We start from the raw sequence: 25,851 nt of genomic DNA on the forward strand, positions 1-25,851 counted from the left end.
TTTGGTCAGTCCGGGGAGGGCTTGGTTTTGGTGGGGTAGGCCCCGCTCGTCCGCGCCGATCGCCACCCCCATTCGGGGGGCGACAGCCCCCGCGCCGCCCCCCCCCCGGAACTCCAGCACGCCGGGTTCGATGACGTCTTCGACCTTCCACGGCCAGTGCGTGTCGCAGGCGTAGGTCAGGTGCGGGGTCGCCGCGGCGACCTGGACCATCGCGGCCAAGCTGATCCCGAGGTGGCTGTTGGAGTGCATCGACAGGCCGACCCCGAAGCTCTCGCACGTCGTCGACAGCGACTGCGTCGCGCGCAGGCCGCCCCAGAAGTGGTGGTCCGACAGCAGGACGCCGATCGCGCGCGCCCGGAAGCCCGGCTCGATGTCGCCGAAGTTCACCACGCACATGTTGGTGGCCAGCGGCATCGAAGCTTCGGCCGCCACCTGCGCCATGCCCTCGATGCCCGGGGTCGGGTCTTCGAGGTACTCCAGGACGCCGTCCAGCTCGGCCGCGACGCGGGTGCTGGTCTCGACGGTCCACGCGGCGTTCGGGTCGATCCGCAACGGGTGCCCGGGGAACGCCTCGGCCAGCGCGCGGATCCCGTCGACCTCCTGGCCGGGCTCGAAGACGCCGCCCTTGAGCTTGATCGAGCGGAAGCCGTACTCGTCGATCATCCGCTTCGCCGACCCCACCAGGGTTTCCGGCGTGGTGATCTCGCCCCAGGTGTCGTCACGGCCGTCGACGTGCTTGCCGTACTTGTAGAACAGGTACGCGGAGAACTCGACGGCGTCGCGGGCCTTGCCTCCGAGCAGGTCGGTGACCGACCGGCCCAGGTAGTGGCCCTGCGCGTCCATGCACGCGACCTCGAAGAGCGAGTACACACTCGCGATGGTCTTGCGGATGGAGAACCCGCCGATCAGCCCGTGCGCGTCGGTCAGCACCGTGCCCGACAGCGCCTGGGCGACCAGCCGCTGCAGGCCGGGCAGGTCGAAGACGTCGTGACCCCGCAGCTGCGGCAGCACCTTGCGGACCTCGCCGAGGAACGCTTCGTCCCCATAGGACTCCCCGAGCCCGACGACCCCGTCCTCGCACCGGACCTGCACGACGCTGCGCAGCGCGAACGGCTCGTGCACGCCCATGACGTTGAGCAGCGGCGGGTCGGCGAACGCGACCGGGGTCAGCACCACATCGAGGATCTTCATCAGCCGAGCGCCTTCAGCGTGACGAAGCCGTCCTCCACGATCTTCTCCAGCCGGTGGACCTGCTCCGGCGTCGGCTCGACCAGCGGCGGCCGGACCGGGCCGACCTTGTCACCGCGCAGCCGGGCGGCGGCCTTCACCAGCGACACGGCGAAGCCGGGCGTCTCGTCCCGCAACGCCACCAGCGGCAGGTAGAACCCGGTCAGCAGCGCGTCCATCACGCGGGTGTCACCCTCGCCGAGCGCGCGGTGGAAGCGGTGCGCGATCTCCGGCGCGAAGCAGTGCACCGCCGAGGAATACCGCGAGACGCCGATCGAGGCGTACGCCTTGGCGGAGACCTCCGCGGTCGGCAAGCCGTTGAAGAACAGGAAGTTCCGCGACCGCTCGGTGTCCAGCGCGCGGATCGTGGTGACGATCCGGGTCATCACCTCGACGTCGCCGTACCCGTCCTTGAGTCCCACGACCGAGGGAATGTCGAGCAGCGACGCCGCGGCCGGCGCGCTGAAGACGCCGGTGCCGCGGTGGTAGACGATCACCGGCACGCTCGTGTCGCCGACGGCGTAGCGGACGAAGTCGACCAAACCCGCCTGCGGCCCGGAAACGAGGTACGGCGGCAGCAGCAGGACACCGTCCGCGCCACCGGCTTCGGCCGCCGCGACCCCGGCCCGCGCCGAAGCGGCGCCACCGCCGGCGCCCACCCAGACCGGCACCCGGCCCGCGGCCACCTCACGGGACTTGGCGAGCACCGCGGCGTGCTCGTCGGGCGAGAGCGAGCTGAACTCGCCGGTGCCGCACGCGACGAACAGCGCACCGGCGCCCGCCGCGATGTGGCTCTCCACGTTCTCCGCGAGCGCGTCGAGGTTGACCTCGAGGTCCTCGGTGAACGGGGTGAGGGGGAACGCCAGCAGGCCGTCCAGCTCGATCTCGGTCTGTGCCATCAGTTTTCTGCTCTCTCGTCCTTTGTCGGTTTCGGCCGGGTGTGGCCAGCGTCCCGGGCCACCCCGCGCGGCGGCGGACCCGGGACGCCTCGGTCAGGCGGGCACGGTCGTGCCTTCCTTCATCCTGTCGACGTCGTCGTCGGTGTTCACGGTGTCGACGATCTCATCGGCGACCGCGCTGCGCTCGGGCGCGATCAGGCCGAGGCCGGTGAAGAGGGCCAGCGAGACCAGGATCGGCGTCGCGACGAGCACCGTCTGGTTCGCGTTGAAGACGTAGTAGCAGAGGCCGTAGGCGATCAGCCCGCCCGCCCAGGACACCAGCGCCGCGCGCGGGCCGCACTTGCGGAACCACGGCAGCATGCCCAGCAGCAGCGGGATCGAGATCGGGCCCATCAGCGCGGCGACCCAGTTGACGACGATCTGCAGCACCCCACCGAGGTTCTGCGCCTGCGTCGCCACGAGCATGGTCAGCGCGACGAACACGACCGTGGTGATCCGGGCCGCCTTCAGGCCCTGGACGTCGGTCCACTGCCGGGTGCGGCGGACCATCGCCGGGATCATGTCGCGGGTGATCACCGCGGAGATCGCGTTGGCGTCGGAAGAGACCATCGCCATGGTGTGCGAGAAGATCCCGGCCAGCACCAGGCCGACCAGGCCCGGCGGCAGGAACGTCGTGGTCATGATCGCGTAGGACTGCGTCGGGTCCTTGATGCCGGGGATGAGCAGCGGCGCGGCGAACATCGGGAACATCAGCACCAGCGGCCACAAAAGGTACAGCGCCGACGAAAGCCGCGCGCCGCGCCGGGCTTCGTGGGTGTTCGGCGCCGCCATGTAGCGCTGCGCCAGGTTCCACATGCCTCCGTTGTACTCCAGCGTCTTCACGAGCACGTAAACGAGCAAGAAGATGGTGGTGTACTTGGACGTCACCGGGTCGATGTGGTTCTCGGGCAGCTTGTCCCACATCGTCCAGAGCGCGGAGATCCCGCCCAGCTTGCCCAGCACGACGACGATCATCACGATCGCGGCGATGCCCTGGATGACGAACTGGCCGAAGTCGGTGAGCGCGTCGGCCCACAGCCCGCCGATGGTGCAGTAGACGAGGGTGACCGCGCCGGTGATCAGGATGCCGAGGTTGTAGTCCAGGCCGGCGAACACGTGCAGCAGCGTCGCGACCGCGAACCACTTGGCCGCGATGTCGAAGATCTTCAGCAGGCTGCCGCTCCAGGCGAGCGCTTGCTGCGTCGGGACGTTGTACCGCTTGGCCAGGTATTCCAGCGGGGAGGCGACACCGAGCTTCGAGCGCAACCGGTTCCAGCGGGCGGCGAACAGCCAGCTGCCGATCCCCACGCCGATGCCGATGCTCGCGAAGCCCCAGAAGTACACGGTGACGCCGCTGGTGTACGCGACGCCCGCGTACGCGACGAACAGCACGGCGCTGTAGCCGGACATGTGGTGCGAGATGCCGGCCAGCCACCACGGCATCTTGCCGCCGGCCGTGAAGAAGTCCTTCACGTCGCTGACCCGTTTGTGCGACCACCAGCCGATCACGATCATCAGCGCGAAGTACGCGCAGACCATCGCCCAGTCGAGTGCGTGCACCGCAGGCTCCTTTCCGCGTCCACAGTGATGCGGTCTCGAACGAGATGTTCACATCCATGAACGGAGTCTGTTATAGTGATTATGTTCATCCATAAGAACGTTGTTCGGGACGCTAATATGGCCGGAGTCACAAGTCAACGGCCGGACGGAGGCCAGCAAATGCCGCAAAAGGTGGACAATCCGGCGGTGGCCGACGGCGCTCCCGCCGAGTCCTCGGGAGTGAAGTCGGCGCGCCGCGCGGTCGACCTCATCGAGACCTTCGCGGCGAACGACGTCTGGTTGTCCCTCTCCGACCTCCACGCGCGCACGGGGTTCCCCCGGTCGTCCTTGCACGGCCTGCTGCGGACGCTGCTGGAGGCCGGCTGGCTGGAGGCGGACGCCAACACCGCCCGCTACCGCCTCGGCGTCCGCGCGCTGATCTGCGGCACGGCCTACCTGGACCGCGACGCCGTCGTCCCGTTCGCCACCGAGGCCCTGGAGCGGATCCGGGAGAAGACCGGCTTCACCGCCCACTTCGCGCGCCGCAACGGCACCGAGGTCGTCTACCTGGAGACGCGCGAGTCGCAGCGGTCCACGCACCTCGTCTCCCGCGTCGGGCGCACCCTGCCCACGCACGCGACGGCGCTGGGCAAGGCGCTGCTGGCCGAGCTGACCCAGGACGAGATCGACACGCTGATGCCGGCGTCGCTGACCGCGCTGACCCCGAACACGATCACCACGCTCGAAGCCCTGCACGCCGAGTGCGCCGCGACCCGCGAACGCGGGTACGCCGCCGAGGTCGAGGAGGGCACGCTGGGCGTGCGCTGCGTCGCCGCGGTGATCCCCTACCGGATCCCGGGCACCGACGCGATCAGCTGCTCGATGCCGATCTCCCAGGTGAGCGACGCCGACGCCCAGCGCGTCGGCGAGCTGCTCGCCGAAACCACCACCGAGCTCGGCCAGCAGCTGCGCCGCGCCGGAATTCGCTGACCGCCGCCCTTACCGAGAGGAAATCCATGACGGACCAGCGTGTGCTCATCACCGGGTCGGCGGGTGTCGTCGGCACCCTGATGCGGCCCCGCTTGAAGCGCGACGGCCGCGTGCTGCGCCTGCTCGACCTCGCCCCGCAGACGGCGTCGGACGCGTCCGAAGAGGTCGTGACGGCATCGGTCACCGATGCGGCGGCGATGGCCGCGGCGTGCGAAGGCGTCGACGCGCTGATCCACCTGGGCGGGCACAGCCGCGAGAACTCGTGGGAAGCCACCCTCGACGTCAACATCAACGGGACCCAGACGGTCCTGGAGGCGGCGCGGACGGCGGGGGTTTCCCGGGTGATCCTGGCGTCGAGCAACCACGCGGTCGGTTTCCGCCGCAACGACTCGGACCTCCCGGCGGACTCATCGCCGCGCCCGGACACGTACTACGGCGTCAGCAAGGCGGCGATCGAGGCGCTCGGCAGCCTGTACCACTCGCGGTTCGGCATGGACGTCATCGTGATCCGCATCGGCTCGTGCTTCGAGACGCCGCTGCCGCTGGGCCCCCGCGGCCTGACGACGTGGCTCTCCCCCGACGACGGCGCCCGGCTGTTCGAGGCGTGCCTGTCGGCGCCGTCGCCGGGCTACCGGCTGATCTGGGGCGTCTCGGACAACACGCGCCGGATCTACTCCCTGGAAGAGGCCGAAGCGCTGGGCTACAAGTCGCACGACGACGCGGAGGTGTACGCGGAGCAGCTGGCCTCGAAGCCGGCCCCGACGGGCATCGCGGCCGAGTACGTCGGCGGCCCGTTCTGCACCGCTCCGCTCGGTGTGTTCAATCCGCTCTGAGCCGTGGCCGCACTGACGGACGCTTCCGGTGGAGCGTCCGTCAGCGCGTCAGGGCGCGACCGTCCGGCCGGTGGTGTGCTCGTCATCGAAGTCAGGGGTACTAGTACCTTCGCGGCTTCCTCGTCCCCTCGGGCGAAGCCAGGGTGGCGCCATGATCGTGAAATCCCGCCGCGCGCGGAAGTGGACCATCGTCGTGGCGTGCGTCCTGGTCGTCGTCCTCGCCGGGGCGTTCACCCTCTTCGAAGTGTCGAAGTCGCGCACCTTCCAGTTCTTCGGCACCCTCGTGAACCGCGTCGAGACCACCGAAAAGATCGTCGCCCTGACCTTCGACGACGGGCCGGACCCGGCGGGCACCCGGACGATCCTGGACACGCTGAAGAGCCGTCAGGCGCCCGCGACCTTCTTCCTCATCGGCCGGGACATCGCCGCGCACCCGGAGCTCGCCCACGACATCGCCGCGGCCGGGCACGAGATCGGCAACCACAGCTTCAGTCACGACCGGATGGTCGGCGTGACCCCCGCCTGGGTCGCCGACGAGGTCGAGGCCACCGACGCGCTCATCCGCGCCGCCGGCTACCCCGGTGAGATCCTCTTCCGGCCGCCGAACGGCAAGAAGCTCTTCGCGCTCCCGCACTACCTGGCCGAGCACGACCGCACGACGATCACCTGGGACGTCGAGCCGGACTCCGACGGCACTCCGGACGCCACCACCGTCGAACGCACGACGCTCGACCAGGTCCGCCCCGGCTCGATCGTGCTGCTGCACGCCATGTACGCCGCCCGCGAGCAGACGCGCCAGGCGATCGGGCCGATCGTCGACCAGCTCAAACAGCGCGGCTACCGGTTCGTGACCGTGTCGCAGCTGCTGGCAGCTCGACACTGACGACGTACTCGCCGTCCGACGGCCCGTGCCTGAGCGCGCCGCCCGCCGCCGTGGCCTGCTCCGCGAGCCCCGCCAGCCCGTAACCGCCGCCTGCGCGCGGAGTCCCCTTGAGCGGGTTGCGGGCGGTGATCGTCACGGTCTCGCCGGCCGTCACCTCGAGCCGCAGCCGGACGCCGGGGCCGTTGTGCCGCAACGCGTTCACCGCCGTCTCCGCGACGAACCGCTCGGCCAGCTCCCGCGTCGGACGCGCCAGCGCGGGCAGCACCGGGTCGCGGTCGAGCACCAGGCCTGCCGTCCGGAGCCGGGCCAGCACGGCCGCCAGGTCCGGCGCCCGGTCGGTGTCCTCACGCAGGTCGTCGAGCGTGCGGCGGACGAGCGTCAGCGCGCCGCGGCCGGCGGCCAGCAACGTGTCCAGGCGCTCGCGGTCGGCGTCGGTCAGGTCGCCGACCGCGCGCAGCGTCTCCGCCTGCACCAGCATCACGGCGGTCGTCTGGGCGAGCGTGTCGTGCAGCCGCCGGGCCGCGCGCTCGGCCCGGTCCGCGAGCGCGCGACGGCGTTCGGCCCCGAGCAGCCAGGCGACCGCGCAGATCGTGACGGCCAGGACCGTGCCGTCGAGCGGGCCCTTCGCCGGGAAGACGGCGGCGCCGGTCACCAGCGCCGCCGCGGCCGCGAGCCACCGCCGCGGGGCGCTGTAGAGCGCGAGCAGCACCGGCACGTACGTCGTGTTGCGCGGCTGGTCGAGCAGCAGGTGCCCGGCCGTCGCGAGGGTGACGACGACCAGCACGGCCGCCGGCGCGCGGCGCGCCCACAGCAGCGGGACCAGCTGCACCGCGCTGAGCAGCGCGGCCACCCAGCCCTGGTGCGGCGTCCAGGCGCCGCTGGCGAAGAACACCGCCGTGACCGCGGCCGTCGTGACGAGGGACTGGCGCATGGGCTGACACTAGAGTGCGGGCATGATCCGGGTTCAGGTCGTCGACGACCACGCGCTCGTGCGCGAGGGCATCACGCTGATCCTCGGCGCGCAGCCCGACCTCGACGTCGTCGCCCAGTACGCGAGCGGGCCGGAGCTGCTGGCGTCGTCCGTGACCGCCGACGTCGTGCTGCTCGACCTCTACCTGCCCGGCATGGACGGCCTCGAAGTCCTGCGCCGCCTCCGCCCGCCGGCGCCGCGCGTGCTGATGCTGACCACGGTCGGCCGGCCCCGGGAGATCCGCGAAGCCCTCAAGGCGGGCGCGGCCGGGTTCGTGCTGAAGGACTCCGGCGGCGACGAGCTCGCGGCCGCCGTCCGCGCCGCGCACCGGGGGGTGACCGCGCTGAGCCCGGCGGTGGCGAGCGTGCTGACCGCGGGTGGCACGCTGACCCCGCGCGAGCGGGACGTCCTCGAGCTGCTGGGCGAGGGACTGTCCAACCGGGACATAGCCGCCCGGCTGCGGCTGGCCGAACGGACGGTGAAGGTCCACGTCGGCAACGTCCTGGCCAAGCTGGGCGTCACCAGCCGGACCCAGGCCGCGCTCGTGGCCAGGGACCGGTGAGCTGGCTTTCGCCGTGGTGCGCGGCGCATCTGGGCAGCACTCCGGTCGAGGTGCTCTTCGAACGGCGGTCCCTCTCCTCGGTGTGGGGTCTGCGCCTGGCCGACGGCCGGGAGGTCGTGGTGAAGGCCCGGGAGGACGACGGCCGCGTGGAATCCTGCGTCGCCGCGCAGGCCCGGCTGGCCGAGCGCGGGCTCCCGTGCGCGCGGCCGGTGACACCGGTGACCGTCGTCGGCGCGCTGGCCGTGCACGCCGAGGAGTCCCGGCCCGGCGGGGAGATGCTGCTCGGCGACACCCCGGACGTCGCCGAGCGCTGCGCGGCGGTGTTCGCCCGGCTGATGGCGGAGCTGACCGCCGTCGACGTTCCGCCGCCGGTGCCGAACCCGCGCTGGGCCCGGTGGGACCACGCGGATCCGGGCCTGTGGCCGTCGATCGGGTTCCTCGACGAAAAAGACCAGAGCGCCGTGCCCGCCGTGGTGGTCGAGACGGCGGCGCGGGCCCGGAAACGCTTGCTGGCCACCAGCTTGCCGTGCGTACTCGGCCACGCGGACTTCGAAGCGCAGAACCTCCGGTGGCGCGACGGCGGGATCTGGGCCGTGCACGACTGGGACAGCCTGGCGTGGCAACCAGAAGCGGCGCTGGTCGGCGCGGCCTCCGGCGCGTTCGTCAGCGCCTCGCCGCCGACGTTGCCCCCGATCGCCGGTTCCGAGGTGTTCCTGGTGACCTACCAGGAGTGTCGCGGGCGCCGGTTCACCGGCGAGGAGCTGGAGATCGCGTGGGCGGCGAGCCTGTGGGCGGCGGCGCACAACGCACGTTGGGAAGCTTTGCACGGCGATCCCCCGGTGTCCGGGGACGCGGTCCGCGCCCAGGCCACCGAACGGCTCCACCGCGCGGGGGCGTGATCGGCTAACCTCGGGACGGGGGGATCCACATGAGCTACTACTACGTCATCCGCGACGGCTCGGCCGTCCCGCGCGCGGTGGTCGAAGTGTTCCACGAGTCGGCGGAGGCGTTCACCCACGACCTGGAATGGGTGCCGGTCGGCCTGCCGGACCGGACCGCCGAAGCCTGCGGGTTCGAGGACTTCAAGCGGCACCTGGCCACGATCGCGCGGCACGTCCGGGCGGAACGTCAGCGCACGGAATGGCGAGGTGAGTACGAGTACTTCGTGCACCTCGAAAGTGCCTCTTTCGCCGACACGCTCAGGCGCCCCGAAGCTCTGGTGCGCCGCCGCGAGGGTGTCCGCGAGCGGCTCGGCCCCGACGGGATCTGGCAGGCCGCGGCGGAAGACCCGCCGGGGACCGTGTCCCTGCCGATCACCGAAGCCGAGCACGATCGGCTCCGCTGGCTGGTCGCGCGTCCGCAGTGGAGCGTGGCTCGCGACGACCTGTCCTATCCGGTCGCCGTGGTCCGCGGTATCCCGGCGTTCGCCGAGGCCTACACCCGAAACCTCCGGTGGGAGCCCGTCCCGGCGGAGCTGCGGCTCGAACCGATCCCCGAGCACCAGGCGGAAGACCTGCTGTTCGCGCTCGCGACCGGCGTCCGGCTGGCCCGCCGGACGGGCACCGTCGAGTACTTCGGGATCCTGCCCGACTCCTTCCCCCGGATCGACCTCGACGAGGTCTTTTCCGTGGTCCGGCGCGACAACGACGTCGAAGAAGTGTACGTGCGCAACGGTTTGTGGGTCCGGTCGGACCGGCTTCGCGACGACTGGAACCGCAACCTGCCGCTCAGCGCGGACGAAGTCGAAGAGATCACCGCGCGGCTCCCCCGGTCCCGCTGCTTCCTGGTCGACGACGGCCGGGCCTTCCCGCGTGCGGTGGTGCACCTCGACGACGGAACCGAGCGCGTCTTCGGCCGCGACCTCCAGTGGACGACCGACCTGCTGGCGGAGGTCGCCGGGCACCCGCACTGGACGGTCCGGGAGGTCACCCCGGGCACCGAGGTCTCGAACGCCTTCCAGCTGGCCCGGCGCGTCCGCCAGTTCAAGCAACGCCACGTGTGGACGGGCGCGGTGTACCACGGTGTCTTCCGGACGTTTGCGGACGGGCTCGACATCCGCCGCGCGCACGCCCTCATCCGGGGCAGCGACAGCGCGCAGGCCGAGAGCTACGCCGGCCGAGGCCGCTGGGAGCCCACGACGTTGCTGCGCAGCCTCGAAACCGGCAGCTCATGGGACGAAGACCTCCCCGTCAGCCCCGCGGAAGCGGAAGTGATCATGAAGCGGCTCGACTGACCGGTTCACGCCCTGACGTACCGCGTCAGCATCGCGACCAGCTCGTCCTCCAGCCTGCCCAATTCCACCGGCTCGTGGTCGGCGACGAGCTGGTGGATGACCAGCTCGACCGTCGTGACGATGAGCCGGGCCGCCGTCTCCGTGTCGGTGACCCGGACCTCGGGGTGCTCGTCCAGGAGCTCCCGCATGTAGGCGACCAGGTTCTTCTTGAGCCGCTCGACCTTTTCGAGGACGTCCGTCGACTTCGGGGCCTGTTCCAGCAGCACCCGCAGCAGCCGGGGCTCGTCGAGGTGGCTCTCGATCGCGCCGCGGACGAAGAGGCGGAAGATCTCCTCGATCGGGCCGGGCAGCTCCTCGCGCTGGACCCGCTCGGCGATCGCGGCGCCGTCGTCGAGGTGGCGGACGAGCAGCTCGGCGAGGATCGCGTCCTTGTTCGGGAAGTACTGGTACAGCGAGCCGATGGAGATCCCGGCCCGCTCGGCGATGCGGTTGGTGGTGCCCGCGGCGTACCCCTGCTCGCCGAAAACGTGAGCAGCAGCCGTCAGGATCCGCTGCCGGGTCAGCTCGGCGCGGACCTGACGCGGCTGTTTACGTGGCTGGATGCGGCGCGGGTCGGAGGTCACGTCGCTCCCTTCCGCGCGGCCCGAAAAGCGAGTAGCGCAAGATCTGAGTATTTGCTCATAATTATGGCATGACCAGCACAAACACGCTGAGCACTCGGTACCGGCGGGTCTCCATGGCCGAGGTCAGGAGCCGGCTGGGCGCCCCCGAGGAGATGCTCGAGGGCAAGAAGCTCGACCACGTCGACAAGCACGCCCGGCGCTTCATCGCGCACGCGCCGTTCCTCGCGCTGGCCACCTCCGACGCCGCGGGCCGCGGGGACTGCTCACCCCGCGGCGACTACCCCGGCTTCGTGAAGGTGCTCGACGAGCACACGCTCGCGCTGCCCGACCGGCCCGGCAACAAGATCGCCGACTCCTTCCGCAACATCGCCGAGAACGACGGCGTCGGCCTGCTCTTCCTCGTCCCCGGTGTGCGGGAAGTGCTGCGCGTCAACGGAAGCGCGTACGTCACCGACGACCCGGACGTGCTCGCCCGGATGCGGACCGAGGCCAAGGCGCCGACGCTGGCCATCATCGTCGAGGTCGCCGAGGCGTACTTCCACTGCGGCCGGGCGCTGCTGCGGTCGCGGCTGTGGGATCCGGCGAGCCAGGCGCTCGCGGACGAGCTGCCGTCGGCCGGCGAGATCGTCACCGACCAGCTCGGCGTGGCCGTCGACCCGGCGGTGTTCGAGCAGCTCCTCGAAGACAGCTACCGGAAGTTGTACTGACCATGCAGAAAACGCTGCTGGACCGCGTCGAGCGGGTCGCCGACGACGTCGTCTCCCTGGTGCTTCGCGGTGACGAAGGGCCGCTGGAAGCATGGGAGCCGGGTGCGCACGTCGACCTGGCGCTGCCGAACTGGCTGACGCGGCAGTACTCGCTGTGCGGCGACCCCGGCGACCTCTCGGCGTACCGGATCGCGGTCCGGCTCGACCCGCTGAGCCGGGGTGGGTCCGAGTACGTCCACTGGTACCTCAGCCCGGGCCGGGCGCTCGAAGTTTCCTCGCCGCGCAACCACTTCCCGCTCGTGCCGGCGCCGGAGTACCTGTTCCTGGCCGGCGGCATCGGGATCACGCCGATCGTGCCGATGCTGCGGGCGGCCGTCGCCGGTGGGGCCGCCGCCTCGCTCGTCTACGTGGGACGGTCGGCTTCGAGCATGCCGTTCGCGGCGGAACTCCTTGCCACGTATGGCGAACGCGTCCGGCTGTTCCCCACGGACGAGCGCGGGCGGCCGGACTTCGCCGAGCTCGACCCGCACGCGGAGGTCTACTGCTGTGGCCCGGCGCCGATGCTGGCCGCAGCCGAGGCCGTGTTCCCGCGTCTGCACACCGAACGCTTCGAGCCCACACGCCGCGTTTTCGGGCCCGACACGGCGTTCGAGGTCGAGTGCGCCCGGTCCGGGCAGACGATCCAGGTGCCGGCCGACGAGTCCCTGCTCGACGTGCTGAACCAAGCGGGACGGCAGGTGCCCTCGGGCTGCCGCGAAGGCGTCTGCGGCAGCTGCGAGCTGGCGGTGCTGGCCGGCGAGCCCGAGCACCGCGACGACATCGGGGCGCCGGCGGGCCGGATGTACCCGTGCGTGTCGCGGGCGACGTCGCCGCGGCTGGTGCTGGACGTCTGATGATCCCGAAGGTGCGCCGGGCGAAGACCCGGAAGATGATCACGCTCGAAGTCCGGGCGAACACCGCGCCGAGCCCGGCGTTCCGGACCGTCACGCTCGGCGGGCCCGAGCTGGCGGGGTTCGAGCCGGTGGGTGACGACCAGGCCGTCCGGCTGTTCTTCCCGCGGGCCGGGCAGGACCGGCTGCGGATGCCGACCCTGGACCACGAGGGCTGGATGGCCGAGGTGCTGATGATGCCGAAGAGCCGTCGCCCGTGGGTCCGCAACTACACGGTCCGGCGAGCGCGGCCCGGGGAGATCGACATCGAGTTCGCCCTGCACGACGGCGACGCCCCGGCCGCCGACTGGGCCCGGCTGGCCCGCCCCGGCGACCCGGCCGGGATCTTCGACCTCGGCGTGAGCTACCTGCCGCCGGCCGAGGTGCCGTGGCAGCTGCTGGCCGGCGACGAGAGCGCGGTGCCGGCGGTCTTGGCGATCCTCGAGCACGCGCCGGCCGACCTGGTGGCGGAGGTGTTCCTGGAGGTGCCGTCGGCGGCGGACGTCCGGTCCGGCGTCTGCGCGCCGCCGGGGGTGCGGGTGCACTGGCTGCCGCGGTCCCGGCCGGGCCGCCCGGGCGTGCTGGCGCTTTCGGCGGTCCGCGACGCCGAACTGCCGGGTGGCCGGGCCTATGCGTGGGTCGCCGGAGAGGCCGCGCTCGCCACCGGCGTCCGACGTCACCTCGTGCGCGACCGCGGCTGGCCGAAGCCGGACATCGCGTTCCTGGGCTACTGGCGCCACGGCCGCTCCTCCCCCGGCTGACCCCGACGGACGACACGCGTACCCGCGCGGACGACACGCGTACCTGGCCGGACGACACACCGGAAGCCGCCCGCACCGCCGTGTCGTCCGCCGGGGTACGCGTGTCGTCCGGTGGGGTACGCGTGTCGTCCGTTCGGGGGGTCGGGTCGCGTACCATCGCGGGAAGCCTCGACGTCGAGGAGGCAGGCGTGGGCGAACTCGGGCTGGCCGACACCAACGGCATCCTCGCGCTGCCCTGGGTCCGCCCGGACCGGACCAGCGCCGGCCTCGGCTGGGACCGGCTCTACCTCTCCAAGCAGCGCGAACGTCCCTACCGCGCCGAGTTCGGGGCCGCCCGCAGCCACCTGCTGATCCTGCACCTCGACGGGCCGGTGACCGTCCGGCGCGGGGTCGGCACCCCGCGCGAGCAGAGCCGGCGGATGCCCGCGGGCGGGTTGTTCCTGCAGCCGTCGCACGCGGACCTGTCCGTCGAGCTCGGCGGGGAGCTCGACACCGTGCACGTCTACCTCGCCGACGACGCCGTGCAGGAAGCCGCCGGCGGGCGGACGCCGGTGCGGCTGGCCGAGGAGCTCGGCAGCACCGATCCCCTGCTCGAACAGCTGGTCCTCAGCCTCGACGGCGTCGTCCGCGACTGGGAGCCGAGCGCCCGCACCTACGCCGACCAGCTCGGCGCGCTGGTCGCCGCGCAGCTGGTCCGCCGACACAGCGCCGGCCGCGCGGCCGGGCCCGCCCCGGCCCGCGGCCTCTCCGACAAGCAGTTCGCGCGGGTCCGCGACCTGATGGCCGAACGCCTCGCCGAGCCGGTGCCGCTGACCGAGCTGGCCGCGCTCGCCGGGTTGAGCGTCAGCCAGTTCTCGCGGCAGTTCAAGGCCCGCACCGGCCTGCCGCCGCACCGCTTCCTGCTCCGGCTGCGTGTCGAGCAGGCCGGGCTCCTGCTGCGCACCGGCGACGACCCGATCGCCGACATCGCCGCCCGCTGCGGCTTCTCGCACCAGGAGCACCTGACGCGGGTGCTGCGCGCCCAGCTCGGCACCACCCCGGCGGCGCTGCGCCGGGCCGGCTGACAGACGCGCGTTTTGTGCCGTCGCACGCCGCGTTCGTGCAGGACCCGGGCCCCGCGGGAGCCGGATACTCCCCCGCATGACCTCGTTCAGCTACGCCGCGAACCCCGTCCGGGTGGTCTTCGGCTCCCTCGAGGACGTCGGGGCCGAAGCCGATCGGCTCGGCCTCCGCCGGGTCCTGCTGGTCGGCCGCCCGCGGTACGCCGACCGCGCCGCCGAGGCGCTCGGCCCGCGGCTGGCCGCGCGTTTCGAGGACGCCGCCATGCACACCCCCGTCGACGTCACCGAGCACGCGCTCAAGGTGGTCGCCGACCACGACGTCGACGGTGTGGTCGCGGTCGGCGGCGGCTCGGCCACCGGGCTGGCCAAGGCGATCGCGCTGCGGACCGACCTGCCGCAGCTGATCGTCCCGACGACGTACGCGGGCTCGGAGCTGACGTCGGTCCTCGGCCAGACGGCCGACGGCCGCAAGACCACGCAGAAGTCCCCGAAGGTCCGGCCCGAGACCGTCCTCTACGACGTCGGCCTGACGCTGTCGCTGCCCGCGGACGTCTCCGCGGCCAGCGGCGTCAACGCGCTCGCCCACGCCGTGGAAGCCCGGTACGCGCCGGACGCCAACCCGCTGACCGACCTGCTCGCCGCGGAGGCGACGCGGCTGCTCATGAGCGCGTTGCCACGCATCGCCGCGGATCCGTCCGATGTGGACGCCCGCGCCGACGCCCTGCGCGGCGCCTGGCTCGCCGGCACCTGCCTCGACAGCGTCTCGATGGGCCTGCACCACAAGCTGTGCCACCACCTCGGCGGCAAGTTCGGGCTGCCGCACGCCGAAACCCACGCCGTCCTGCTGCCGTACGTCATGGCGCACCAGGGCCTCGACGACGCGGACGACGTCTTCGAGCTCACCGCGAACCTCCCGGTGCCGCACTCGCTGGCCGAACTGGGACTCACCGAGGCAGACATCGCCGGTGAGCCCGAGGAAGAGCTGCTCCGCCAAGCACTGACCGGCGCCCGCCCGGCCGCACGACCCAGCCTCAAGGCGCTCACGAAGCAGGTGGTCGACAGCTTCGCGGGCGCCCCGGACCGCGTCCGCGTGCTGCTCACCGACCTCGTCGAAACCCTGCACGGGTACGCGATCCGCACCGACCTCACCCAGGACGAGTGGGAGTACGCGATCGGCTTCCTGACCCGCGCCGGGCACATCACCACCGACACGCGGCAGGAGTTCATCCTGCTGTCGGACACGCTCGGCGTGTCGAGTGTCGTCGACGTCCTGACCAACTCGCGGACGCCGGACACCACGCCATCGGCCGTGCTCGGCCCGTTCTACGTCGAGGGACCGCCGGAGACCCCGCAGGGCGCCGACATCGCGGAAGGCCTGCCGGGGACTCCCTTGTGGACGGACGTCCGGGTCACCGACACCGACGATGAGCCCGTGGCGGACGCGATCGTCGACGTCTGGCAGTCCAATGAGGACGGTTTCTACGACGTCCAGCTGCCCGACCTGGACGGCCCGGTGCTGCGCGCGAGGTTCCGCACCGACGCCGAGGGGCGGCTGCGGTTCCGGACCATCGTGCCCAGCGCGTACCCGATCCCGGCCGACGGCCCGGTCGGCGAGATGCTGAACGCCGTCGGCCGGCACCCGTACCGCGCCCCGCACGTGCACTTCATGATCGCCAAGCCCGGCTACCGCACGCTGATCACGCAGCTGTTCGTCGCCGGCGGCGACTACCTGGACTCCGACACCGTGTTCGGCGTCAAGGACGGCCTGATCGTCGACTTCGCCGACCAGCGGCTCGAGTTCACCTTCCGGATCTCAGGGAGCAGCGAATGAGCTACGACACCGACGTCCTCGTGATCGGCAGCGGCCCGGCCGGCGGCTCCGCGGCGCTGCTGCTCGCCACCTACGGCGTGCCGACCGTGCTGGCCACGAAGTACGGCTGGATGGCCAACACACCCCGCGCGCACATCACCAACCAGCGCACCATGGAGGTGCTGCGCGACGTCGGTGTCGAGGACAAGGCCCTCGCCGTCGGCACCCCGCCGGAGCTGATGGGCGACACCGTGCTGTGCACGTCGCTGACCGGGCCGGAGATCGGCCGGATCGCGAGCTGGGGCACCGGCGACCGGTCGGCGTCGGAGTACACCGCGGCGAGCCCGTGCCACATGATCGACCTGCCGCAGACCTACCTGGAGCCGATCCTCGCGAGCGAGGCCGCCGCGCGCGGCGCGAAACTGCGGCTGGACACCGAATTCCTCGACTTCACGCAAGACGCCGACGGCGTCACCGCCCGGTTCCTCGACCGCGTCCGCGGTGACGAGTTCACCTTGCGCGCCAAGTACCTGATCGGCGCGGACGGCGCCCGCAGCCGCGTCGCCGAGCAGGCCGGGCTGCCGATCGCCGGGCAGACGGGCAAGGCCGGCAGCATGAACATCACGTTCACCGCCGACCTCGGGCCGTACGTGGCCCACCGGCCGAGCGTCCTCTACTGGGTGATGCGGCCGGGCGCGCACCTCGGCGGGATCGGGATGGGCCTGGTCCGGATGGTGCGGCCGTGGAACGAATGGCTGCTGACCTGGGGGTACGACATCTCGCAGGAGCCGCCGGAGGTCGACGTCGAGGAGGCGACACGGCTGGTGCGCGACCTCGTCGGGGATCCCGGGCTGGACGTCGAAATCACCTCGACGTCACTGTGGACGGTCAACCACAACTACGCGACGGAGTACCGCAGCGGCCGGGTGTTCTGCGCCGGGGACGCCGTGCACCGGCACCCGCCGTCCAACGGGCTGGGGTCGAACACGTCGATCCAGGACTCGTACAACCTGGCGTGGAAGCTCGCGATGGTGCTTCGCGGCGAGGCGGGCGAAGGCCTGCTGGACAGCTACACGGCCGAGCGCGCGCCGGTGGGCAAGCAGATCGTCGACCGGGCGAACCTCAGCCGGGACCAGTTCGGGCCGATCTTCGCCGCGCTCGGGATCTCCGGCGACACCGACGCCGACGGCATCACGGCCGGGCTCGAGACCTGCCTCGCGCCGACGGCCGAGGGCGCGCTGAAACGGCGTGAGCTGGAGAAGGCCATCGAGCTGAAGCACTACGAGTTCAACGCGCACGGCGTGGAGCTGGACCAGCGGTACGTCTCGGGAGCGGTGCTGCCGGACGGGGTCGTGGCGGCGTCGGACCGCGATCCCGAGCTGTTCCACCGGCCGAGCACCGAGCCGGGCGCGAAGCTGCCGCACGCGTGGCTGGTCGGCCCGCACGGCCGCCGGGTGTCCACTTTGGACCTCGTGGGCGGCGGCCGCTGGACGGTGCTGACCGGCCTCACCGGCACGGCCTGGCGCGACGCGGCGGCCAAGGTGGGCGCCGAACTGGGCCTCGACCTGCGCGCGGTGCGCGTCGGCGAGCCGGGCACCCGCGACGCGTACGGCGACTGGTCCCGGCTGAGCGGGATCGACGAGGACGGCTGCCTCCTGGTCCGCCCGGACGGTTACGTCGCCTGGCGCCACGGCACCGCCGCTCCCGAAGCGGCGAAGTCCCTCCTGGAGGCCCTCACCACGCTCCTCGACCGGCCCTGATCAGGGCGTGGTGACGGCGGTGAAGGTGACCGGGATCTTCGGGGGGCCGCTGCCGTCGCCGATGGCGGGCTTGGACGTGTCGACACCGCCCTCGGCCACCGTGTCGAGGACCTGCAGGCCTGCGTCGTCGATGCGGCCGAACACGGTGTACTCCGGCGGGATCTGGGTTTCGCCGAAGACCAGGAAGAACTGGGAGCCGCCGCTGTCGGGCTCGGCCGTCTTCGCCATCGCGAGGATGCCACGGCCGTAGGTCAGCTCGGCGAACGTCTCGTCTTTGATCGTGTACCCGGGGCCGCCGGTGCCGTCACCGACCGGGTCGCCGCACTGCAGCATCTGCAGGCCCGTCGTCACGGACAGCCGGTGGCACGATGTGCCCGTGTAGAAGCCCTGCTTCGCGAGGCTCAGGAAGTTCACGACGGTGCACGGCGCCAGCGCGCGGTCCAGCGTCAGCCCGATGGCACCCGCGCTGGTCGCGAGCTGCACGTTCACCGTGCCCGACGACGGCGCCGGGCCGTCCGGCGGCGGGGTGGCCGGCTTCGGCGCGGGTGAGCCGGGAGCGGGGGTGAACGCGCACCCGATCGGGTCGGCGAGCGGCCGCGGCCGGGTCGGCATCGGGGCCCGGCCGCCCGGGATCGACACCGGGGCGCTCGGGGTGACCGACGGCGGCGCGGACGACGTCGGCGAGGACGACGTGGGGAAGAACCCGCCGCCGGCCTTGGCGTCCGGTTCGCGCAGGAAGCCCGGATACCCCCAGGCCAGGAAGGCCAGCGCCATCACGACGACCACGACGACCGAGGCCGTGATCAGCACGACGGCCGCCGGTGACGTCTTCTTCGGCGGCACCGGCGGCTGCCACTGCGGGTACCCGTACGGGTGGCCGCCGCCCTGGTCAGGCCGTTGCCCCGGCTCGCTCATCAGCGCTCCCCTCGTCGAGAGCACCATTCTGCCGCGAAGACCGCCGGCCCGGGTGGGAACGCCCGATCAGGGCATCCCCCACGGCGCGCTCGGCCCGCCCGGCGTGACCGGCCGGACGCCGAAGTCCGGCTTGTCCCCCTTCCGGTACACGAAGGCGTCCTGGTCCCGGCCGAGCTCGACCTGGACGTCGCCGTTGGGCAGCCGCCGCCAGCGCCGGGCGCGGCCCCGCGCGTCCGTCACCGCCAGGTCGCCTTCGATGCCGGGCCGCAGCACACACGGCGCCCCGGCCTCGCTGTGCACCTTCAGCCACCGCGTCTTCCCGCCCGTCCGCGACGCGCTGAGCAGGAACGCGCCCTCGGTGCGGAAGTCCCGCAGCGCGATGTCACCCCACGCGGCGGGGACCGCCGGGAACAGCCGGACGACCCCGCCCCAGCTCTGCACCAGCATGTCCTGCATGGACTTCGCGGCGGACAACGGTGTCTCGATGACCGGCCCGGACTCCTTGTACATCGTGTTCGGCTGGATGAACCGCTGCTGCAGCTCACCGAGGTAGAACGCGGCCTGCTCGCCGCGCAGCATCTGCGCCGAGATCGACGCCGCCCCGGTGAACGTGTAGCCCTGCAGGGCGCCTTCGAAGCCGACCCAGTGGTTCAGCGACGTCTCGATGATCTGCCGGTGCTCCGGCTGCTCCCAGGTGACGTCGTAGAGCGGGTAGATCTGCAGCAGGTGCGAGTAGTGCCGGTGCGACTTCGCGAACGGGACACCGGCGCCGATCATGTAGCCGTTGGCGTCGGCCGGGTAGGCGACGAGGTTCGCGAGCACGTTCCGCCACTTCGGCGCGAGCGGGTCGTCCCGCTGGATCTCCAGGAGCGTCTTGCAGCCCCAGCGGATCAGCGACAGGTCGTAGTTGCAGTCCGGGGCGTTGACCCCGTACTCGGGCGAGAACGTCGGCGGCAGGTGCAGCTTGCCGTCCGGGCCCGGCGCGAGGAAGTGCAGGTAGTAGTTGATCGCCTTGCGCAGCAACGGGAACAGCGTGCCCCGGAGCAGCCCGGCGTCCATCGTGTGACGGTAGGACAGCCACACGTTGTGCAGCGCCCAGGTCAGGTTCCCGACCTCCGGTGTGGGTGTGTCCTTCCCCGGGATGCCGACGGGGAACCCGCTGGTGGCGTTCGAGACGCCGTTGAGCAGCGTCATGTCCGTCGTGCGCGGGATGCCCGCGGAGTCGGCCTGGTACGGCTGCGCGACCTGGCCGGTCAGGTTGGCGCGGTACTTGCCGAGGGCGTGGCTGACGGCGTCCAGCTCCAGGTGGTTCGAGCCGTGGATCAGCCAGTACTCGAGCTGCACGTTGAGGTTCCACCAGGTCGCCGGCCACGGCGTGTTCTCCAGCCACGGCCCGGACGTCGCCATCACCGGCGCCTCCCGCCGCGCCGCCGACGCCACCTTGTACAGCTGGATCCAGTAGAAGCTCTGCAGCCGGGTGTCCGGGACGGACAGGAAGCTCGCCCGGTAGTAGTCGTGCCACCAGCGCCGGTGGTCCCGGGTCAGCGCGTCGAACGCCGGTGCCCGGCGGACCGTGGCCAGCGCCCGCGCCGCCGACGTCTTCTCCGGGTGCGACCAGGCCACCGAGGTGTACAGCGTCCGCGCGCCCCCGCGGGTGACCTCGCGCCAGGCCGTCACGTGCTCACCGCCGGCCAGCAGCGGCTGCACGGCCAGCCGGGCGTCCCCGCTGCCGGACAGCTGGACCGGCGGGTTCGCGGTGTACCCGTCCGGCGGCGGCTTGTTCCACACCGGGTCGGCCCGCGGGCTCACCGCCACCGCCGGGTGGAACACCCACTTGAAGCCGCGTTCCCCTTCGGACGGCCGGATCTCGACGGCCAGCAGTGACTGTCCGGTGTGGACGACCGCCCGCAGGCTCAGGCTGCCGGACGCCGTCGTGATCGTGCCGGTCAACTCGGCGTTCCACAGGTCCAGCCGCCAGTCGAGCGCGGTGATCGCGCCGACCGGCTCGAGCGTGAAGTAGCCGATCGGCAGCCGGGCCAGGCCGAAGAGTGAGCCGAACTCCGGGCGGTGGTCCTGCACCTGGCTGTGCTGGACGGTGAAGCGGACGGCGTTGCGCCCCGGCTCGGCGTAGATACCGGAGCCGAGAAAACCGTTGCCCAGGAACGGTCCCTCGTACCAGGTGGCCGGCATGCGCCGCCAGTGCAGGTCGGCGGTGCCGAGGAACCCGGCCCAGCCGAAGTCGTCGGAGCCGGGCACGTCGGCGAAGGCGGGCGTGCGGCCCGCCGCGCCGGCGGCGATCCCGGCGAGCGCGCCGCCGAGCACGGTCCTGCGGGTGATGTCCATTCCGACCTCCTTGTCGAAAGTTCAGCTGGGCAGGCCCCACGCCGGCGCCGGGCCGAGGGCGGGGACGTCCCGGGGTGCGAGGTCCGGGCGCCCGCCGCGCGGGGTGACGACCGCGGTGCCGCCGCGCCGCAGCCCGATCGCGATCCGGCCGGGCCCGGCCGGGCGCCACGGCAGCCGCCGGCCGTGCTCGTCGCGGACGTCGACGTCGCCGGTGACACCGTGCTGGAGCACCAGCGGCTCACCGGCTTCGCTGTGCACGCGGACGAACTCCGTCTTCCCGTCGCGACGGGAGGCGTCCACGAGGAACGCGCCTTCCGCGCGCAGCCCGGCGATCGAGGCGTCCCGCCAGGTCGCCGACACCGACGGGAAGACCTTGAGCACGCCGCCGGATCCCTGCAGCAGCATGTCCACAATGGACTGGGCGGCGGTGATCGGACTTTCGATCGCGAAGTTGGAGCCCTCGCGGTACATCGTGTTCGCGGTCAGCTCGGTGTCGGCGACGACGTTGCGGTCGAGGAAGAACTTCAGGTAGCGCAACGCCTCCTCGGGCGCGTCCATCACCGAGCTCATCGACGACGCGGCCGCGTAGCTGTACCCGTGCCAGGCCTTCTGGTCGGCCACCCAGTGCGCGAACGTCCGGGTCATGACGTCCCGGTCGGCGGGTGTGTCCCAGACCTTCTCCCGCAACGGGTACAGCCACAGCAGGTGCGAGAAGTGCCGGTGCGACTCGGCCAGCGGCACGCCGTCACCGATCAGGACGCCGTTCGCGGGGTCTTCGTGGTACGGCACCAGGGTGGCGCCGATCTCCCGCCAGACCGGCACGCGCGGCTCGTCGAGGCACAGGACGCGGGCCGAGTCGACGAGCGTGCGGGCCGCCCACCGGATCAGCGAAAGGTCGTAGGTGCAGTCGGGCGCGTCGGCGTACTCCGGCGACCGGGTCAGCGGCAGGTGCAGCCGGCCGTCGGGGCCGGTGAAGAGGAAGTGGCGGTAGAAGTTCAGCGCCTTCGCGAGTGTCGGGTACAGGACGTCGCGCAGCACGCGCCGGTCCATGTGGTGGCGGTAGGCCAGCCAGACGTTGTGCAGGCCCCAGAGCAGGTTCCCGGTCTGGTCGGTCTTGGACGTCGTCCCGGGGACGCCGACCGAGCGCGTGCCGCCGGGGCGCAGCCGCCAGTCACCCGGGTGCGAGAGCGCGTAGGTGTCGCCGTCGCGGTAGGCGGGCGGGACCGACGTCTCGAGGTTGGCGTGGTCGCGCCGGAACGTCTCGGTGACGGCGTCGAGCTCGGGATGGTTGCTGCTGTTGACGATCGGGTAGGTGACCTGGACGTTGAGGTTCCACCACACCGCGGTCCAGCTGTTGCCGACCTCGGGGAACCACGGGCCCCACTCGGACACGACCGGGCCGCCCGCGCGCGTGGCGGCCGCGATCTTGTACAGCTGGATCCAGTAGAAGCGCTGGACCTGCTTGTCCGGCACCGAAACGAAGCTGCGGCGGTGGAAGTCGTTCCACCAGCGGCGGTGGCGGGCCAGCAGCGCGTCCGGGTTCGCCGCAAGCGCTTTCCGGACGGCGGCGAGCGCGTCCGCGGTGTGCGTGGTGCCCGGGAAGCTGTAGGTGATGGCGGCCGCGAACAGCCGTCGTGCGCCGATCGTGCGTTCGCGCCAGGCCGTGGTGTACCCCCCGCCGGCGAGCATCGGCTGCGCGCAGTATCCGTCGCCGATCCCGGGCGCCGGGTTGGCGACGTACTCGGGGGGCTTGCGGACGGTCCGGGTGGTCGCCGACTCCAGCGGCTGGAACGCCCACGCCGCCCCGGTCTCCCCCGCGCTCGGCATCAGCGACACGAGCAGCACGCCGAGGTCCTTGTGCACGACGGCGGAGAACGCGACCGAGCCCTGGGTGGTGGTGATCGTGCCGCCGAGCTCGGCGTTGTAGAGGTCGAGCGTCCAGTCGACGGCGGTGACCGCGCCGGCGAGCGTGAGGGTGAGGTAGCCGATGGGCAGCCGCGACAGCCCGATCCCGGCTTCCCACTGGACCCGCTGGTCCTGCACCTGCGTGTGGCTCAGCATGACCTTGAGCTCCTGCGGCGTCCGCCCGGCGTAGACCTGCGCGCCGAGGTAGCCGTTGGCCAGGAACGGCCCTTCGCGCCAGTTCTTCGGCAGCCGCTTCCACACCATGCGCGCGTCCACGGCGACGTCCCGGTGCGGGTTCGCCGCGGCGAGCGCCGGCGGGGCCGCCCGGGCCCACAGCCCGCCGAACGCGGCGGCGCCCGCCACGACCGAGGCAGAGCGGAGCACGGTACGCCGCGACACTGCGTCCATGAAGCGTCCCTTCGAATTCATACTACGTTTCACGAGATCCACAGGCGGCGTGCGGCCATATTTGCAGACAGTGCCCTAGAAGGCCAGGGCTGTTCACCCAGAAAGCGGCAGAGACATCCGATGTATCTGTGGCGGGGAACTCGTCGCCCGCGCCGGACGTCCTCCCGGTATGGCCTTTCTCCGGCGGCCCCGGCCGGTGGCGCCACCGGGGACGTTCGACCGGATCGACGACGTCCGGAGCTCGATCCGGGAGCTCTACACAAAGCTGTCCGGGCCGGTGGTCAAGGCGTTCGGCCCGCTGGAGCTGCCACCGCTGCCGGGCCGGGACCCGCTGCTGGAGGCCCAGCAGGCGGCCGCGGCGCTGACCCGGCACCTCGGCATCGGCGACGCGCGGGTGATCGTCGGGTTCGGCACGCTCGGCACCCACGTCGGCGAGGTCGAGCTGGGCCCGGGACCGGAGTACTTCGTCACGCTCGGCGCGCACTACCAGGACGACCCGCGTGACGTCCCGGCGATCCTGGCGCACGAGGTGATGCACGTCTTCCTGCACCGCCACGGCTTCCGCCAGGACGAGATCTTCACCGACACGGCCACGCTCTACCTCGGCATCGGCCGCGCGATGCTGGCGGCCTACCGCGTCGAGGTGCTGCAGAGCATCTACACGCGCCGCCGGACGACGTCGCGCGTCGGGTACCTGTCCCCGCCGGAGATGGGGTACGTGCTGGCCAAGCGGGCGCTGGCGTTCGACGAGGAGATCCCCCCGTTCACCGGCGCGGCGGACGGCGCCTACCGGCTGGGGCACCAGCTGGCTCTCGCGGACTACGCGCGTCCACCGCTGGCCGGAGCCTCACGCGGGTGGTACGCCCACCACAAGCGCGTGGGCCAGCCGACCGAGAACTACCGCTTCGAGGCGGGCCAGGTCACGTTCCCGTGCCCGGCCTGCGGCCACGGGACGCGGGTGCCGGTCGACCGGCGGGTGCGGGTCCGCTGCCGGACCTGCGGCTCGCTGTTCCGCTGCGCGACCTGAGGTCTACGGACCGGGCAGCGGCGGCAAGGCGGGCGTCATCAGCCAGCGGGTGAAGAACGGCGTCAGCGACCGCCCCGCGTACGTCTCCGCCATCAGCACGAACGCGTCCGTCGTGACCAGGCCGTGCTGGTGCTCGCCCGTCCACGCCTTCAGCAGCGCGAAGAACGCCGGATCGCCGATCTCCGCGCGCAGCGCGTGCAGCGTCAGGGCTCCCCGCTTGTAGACGCGCTCGTCGAACATCCGCGACACCCCCGGGTCGGCGATGCGGACGTCGGCGGGCTTGGCCTTGATGCGGGTGTGCCAGCCGCGGGCCAGCGTCTGCGTGGACTGGCCGCCGGACTCCTCCGACCACAGCCACTCCGCGTACGTCGCGAAACCCTCGTTGAGCCAGATGTGACGCCAGTCGGCCACCGTCAGGCTGTTGCCGAACCACTGGTGGGCCAGCTCGTGCACCACGAGCCGCTCGTGCGTGCGGCGGCCGTCGACGTGGTTGGCGCCGAAGATCGACATGCCCTGGGCCTCGATCGGGTCGTCGAGGTCGTCGTCGGTGACCACCACGACGTACTCGCCGAACGGGTACGGGCCGAACAGCCGTTGCAGGACCTCCATCATCCGGCCCTGCCGCCCGAAGTCGCGGTCGAACAGCCGGCGCAGCCGCGGCGGCACGGCCGCCCGCTGCGGCACCGTCTCGTGGACCGCCTCCACCTGCCCGCTCGTGCGCCCGATGTCGACGCTCAGCCGGCGCGCGGCCGCCCCCACGCGCGAGAACCAGCCCCCGCCGGCGAGGTCGACGTCGTCGTAACGGCCGATCTGGACGCTCATCAGGTACGTCGCGGTCGGCTCGGAGCGTTCGTAGACCCACTTCGTGGTGCTCGCCGAGGTGTACCGGTCGACCAGGTCGCCGGTGATCGCGACCAGGTACGGCGACGCCGTCGTGATGCTCACCCGGTAGGTCGCCTTGTCCGACGGGTGGTCGTTGCACGGGAACCACGACGGCGCGCCGACCGGCTGGCTCGCCACGAGCACCCCGTCGGTCAGCTCGTCCCAGCCGACGTCACCCCAGCGGCTGCCCACCGGGCGCGGGTTGCCGACGTAGTGGACCTCGACGGTGAACGCGGCGCCCATCGGGATCGACCGCGCCGGCTTGACGTGCAGCTTCGGGCCGCGCTTCAGGTACTTCGCGGGCTTCCCGTCGACCAGCACGCGGTTGATCCGGAAGTCGGCGAAGTCGAAGCTGGCCCGGGAAAGCGCCTGCGTCGCCTCCGCGGTGATCACCGCCGAAGCCGACAGCCGGTTCGGGGCCACCTTGTAGTCGAGGGTCAGGTCGTAGTGCCGGACCCGGTAGCCGCCGTTGCCGTGGGTCGGGAGGTAGGGATCACCGGAGGTGTCCGCGCCGGGTGCCGGAGCAGGAGCCTTCGCAATCACCC

22 protein-coding genes are annotated in these 25,851 nt (G+C 71.9%); 13 read left to right on the forward strand and 9 right to left on the reverse strand.

Going from position 1 to position 25,851, the window contains the following annotated elements; genetic code table 11:
* The 3 genes from ACZ63J_RS46250 to ACZ63J_RS46260 form a co-directional block, all read right to left on the reverse strand.
* A partial coding sequence (locus ACZ63J_RS46250; protein ID WP_465439956.1) for an enolase C-terminal domain-like protein occupies positions 1-1,191 on the reverse strand: 1,191 nt, incomplete at its 3' end.
* Entirely contained in the window at positions 1,191-2,126 is a 936-nt protein-coding gene (locus ACZ63J_RS46255) for a 5-dehydro-4-deoxyglucarate dehydratase (RefSeq protein ID WP_465401514.1), read from the reverse strand. The genes ACZ63J_RS46255 and ACZ63J_RS46250, both read right to left, overlap by 1 nt.
* A 93-nt stretch (positions 2,127-2,219) precedes the next feature.
* Positions 2,220-3,725: a sodium:solute symporter family protein gene (locus tag ACZ63J_RS46260; protein WP_465401515.1), complete on the reverse strand. Its 1,506-nt coding sequence runs from the start codon at positions 3,723-3,725 to the stop codon at positions 2,220-2,222.
* A gap of 159 nt (positions 3,726-3,884) precedes the next feature.
* On the opposite strand from ACZ63J_RS46260, the gene ACZ63J_RS46265 reads away from it, so the two are divergent.
* The 3 genes from ACZ63J_RS46265 to ACZ63J_RS46275 all read left to right on the forward strand — a co-directional run bounded on the left by ACZ63J_RS46265 (position 3,885) and on the right by ACZ63J_RS46275 (position 6,410).
* Complete coding sequence (locus ACZ63J_RS46265; RefSeq protein WP_465339043.1) at positions 3,885-4,694, forward strand: IclR family transcriptional regulator; 810 nt, start codon at positions 3,885-3,887, stop codon at positions 4,692-4,694.
* 26 nt (positions 4,695-4,720) lie between these two features.
* Complete coding sequence (locus ACZ63J_RS46270; RefSeq protein WP_465401516.1) at positions 4,721-5,527, forward strand: NAD-dependent epimerase/dehydratase family protein; 807 nt, start codon at positions 4,721-4,723, stop codon at positions 5,525-5,527.
* A gap of 151 nt (positions 5,528-5,678) precedes the next feature.
* Positions 5,679-6,410, forward strand: a complete 732-nt coding sequence (locus tag ACZ63J_RS46275; RefSeq protein ID WP_465401517.1) for a polysaccharide deacetylase family protein — start codon at positions 5,679-5,681, stop codon at positions 6,408-6,410.
* Here the strand turns inward: ACZ63J_RS46275 and ACZ63J_RS46280 are convergent.
* Entirely contained in the window at positions 6,352-7,341 is a 990-nt protein-coding gene (locus ACZ63J_RS46280; protein ID WP_465401518.1) for a histidine kinase, read from the reverse strand. The genes ACZ63J_RS46275 and ACZ63J_RS46280 overlap by 59 nt on opposite strands.
* Before the next feature lie 22 nt (positions 7,342-7,363).
* On the opposite strand from ACZ63J_RS46280, the gene ACZ63J_RS46285 reads away from it, so the two are divergent.
* From ACZ63J_RS46285 to ACZ63J_RS46295, 3 genes are read left to right on the forward strand one after another with little or no spacing between them, the layout of a single operon-like run.
* Positions 7,364-7,942, forward strand: coding sequence for a LuxR C-terminal-related transcriptional regulator (locus tag ACZ63J_RS46285; RefSeq protein ID WP_465401519.1), 579 nt, complete (start codon positions 7,364-7,366; stop codon positions 7,940-7,942).
* Positions 7,939-8,841, forward strand: coding sequence for a phosphotransferase (locus tag ACZ63J_RS46290; RefSeq protein WP_465401520.1), 903 nt, complete (start codon positions 7,939-7,941; stop codon positions 8,839-8,841). The genes ACZ63J_RS46285 and ACZ63J_RS46290 overlap by 4 nt, the downstream gene beginning before the upstream one ends.
* Before the next feature lie 29 nt (positions 8,842-8,870).
* The gene (locus ACZ63J_RS46295; RefSeq protein ID WP_465401521.1) at positions 8,871-10,175 is read left to right on the forward strand and encodes a hypothetical protein; all 1,305 of its coding nucleotides are present in this window, start codon (positions 8,871-8,873) and stop codon (positions 10,173-10,175) included.
* Positions 10,176-10,180: 5 nt separating this feature from the next.
* Here the strand turns inward: ACZ63J_RS46295 and ACZ63J_RS46300 are convergent, their stop codons facing one another.
* A complete protein-coding gene (locus tag ACZ63J_RS46300; protein ID WP_465313499.1) occupies positions 10,181-10,798 on the reverse strand; it encodes a TetR/AcrR family transcriptional regulator in 618 nt (205 codons plus the stop codon).
* Positions 10,799-10,866: 68 nt separating this feature from the next.
* Here ACZ63J_RS46300 and ACZ63J_RS46305 point away from each other — a divergent pair, with 68 nt between their 5' ends.
* The 6 genes from ACZ63J_RS46305 (at position 10,867) to ACZ63J_RS46330 (ending at position 17,826) form a co-directional block, all read left to right on the forward strand.
* Positions 10,867-11,505, forward strand: a complete 639-nt coding sequence (locus tag ACZ63J_RS46305; RefSeq protein ID WP_465339049.1) for an MSMEG_1061 family FMN-dependent PPOX-type flavoprotein — start codon at positions 10,867-10,869, stop codon at positions 11,503-11,505.
* Between the two features lie 2 nt (positions 11,506-11,507).
* Entirely contained in the window at positions 11,508-12,398 is an 891-nt protein-coding gene (locus tag ACZ63J_RS46310; RefSeq protein ID WP_465401522.1) for a PDR/VanB family oxidoreductase, read from the forward strand.
* The gene (locus tag ACZ63J_RS46315; RefSeq protein WP_465401523.1) at positions 12,398-13,195 is read left to right on the forward strand and encodes a siderophore-interacting protein; all 798 of its coding nucleotides are present in this window, start codon (positions 12,398-12,400) and stop codon (positions 13,193-13,195) included. Before ACZ63J_RS46310 ends, ACZ63J_RS46315 begins: the two co-directional genes overlap by 1 nt.
* 188 nt (positions 13,196-13,383) lie before the next feature.
* Positions 13,384-14,259 (forward strand): helix-turn-helix domain-containing protein, encoded by an 876-nt coding sequence (locus ACZ63J_RS46320; RefSeq protein WP_465401524.1) that lies wholly within the window; start codon positions 13,384-13,386, stop codon positions 14,257-14,259.
* 76 nt (positions 14,260-14,335) lie between these two features.
* Complete coding sequence (locus ACZ63J_RS46325; protein WP_465401525.1) at positions 14,336-16,087, forward strand: maleylacetate reductase and hydroxyquinol 1,2-dioxygenase domain-containing protein; 1,752 nt, start codon at positions 14,336-14,338, stop codon at positions 16,085-16,087.
* Entirely contained in the window at positions 16,084-17,826 is a 1,743-nt protein-coding gene (locus tag ACZ63J_RS46330) for an FAD-dependent oxidoreductase (RefSeq protein ID WP_465401526.1), read from the forward strand. The genes ACZ63J_RS46325 and ACZ63J_RS46330 overlap by 4 nt, the downstream gene beginning before the upstream one ends.
* Here ACZ63J_RS46330 and ACZ63J_RS46335 read toward each other — a convergent pair whose 3' ends face one another.
* The 3 genes from ACZ63J_RS46335 to ACZ63J_RS46345 all read right to left on the reverse strand — a co-directional run bounded on the left by ACZ63J_RS46335 (position 17,827) and on the right by ACZ63J_RS46345 (position 23,397).
* Positions 17,827-18,741, reverse strand: coding sequence for a peptidylprolyl isomerase (locus tag ACZ63J_RS46335; RefSeq protein ID WP_465401527.1), 915 nt, complete (start codon positions 18,739-18,741; stop codon positions 17,827-17,829).
* Between the two features lie 66 nt (positions 18,742-18,807).
* Positions 18,808-21,084 (reverse strand): glycosyl hydrolase family 95 catalytic domain-containing protein, encoded by a 2,277-nt coding sequence (locus ACZ63J_RS46340; protein WP_465401528.1) that lies wholly within the window; start codon positions 21,082-21,084, stop codon positions 18,808-18,810.
* A 21-nt stretch (positions 21,085-21,105) separates the two neighbouring features.
* Positions 21,106-23,397, reverse strand: a complete 2,292-nt coding sequence (locus ACZ63J_RS46345) for a glycosyl hydrolase family 95 catalytic domain-containing protein (protein ID WP_465401529.1) — start codon at positions 23,395-23,397, stop codon at positions 21,106-21,108.
* A 169-nt stretch (positions 23,398-23,566) separates the two neighbouring features.
* Here ACZ63J_RS46345 and ACZ63J_RS46350 point away from each other — a divergent pair, with 169 nt between their 5' ends.
* Complete coding sequence (locus ACZ63J_RS46350; RefSeq protein ID WP_465401530.1) at positions 23,567-24,424, forward strand: hypothetical protein; 858 nt, start codon at positions 23,567-23,569, stop codon at positions 24,422-24,424.
* A gap of 3 nt (positions 24,425-24,427) precedes the next feature.
* Here the strand turns inward: ACZ63J_RS46350 and ACZ63J_RS46355 are convergent, their stop codons facing one another.
* A complete protein-coding gene (locus ACZ63J_RS46355) occupies positions 24,428-25,849 on the reverse strand; it encodes a M1 family metallopeptidase (RefSeq protein WP_465401531.1) in 1,422 nt (473 codons plus the stop codon).
* Positions 25,850-25,851: the final 2 nt, after the last annotated feature.

Source organism: Amycolatopsis sp. NPDC104863 (assembly GCF_055582965.1).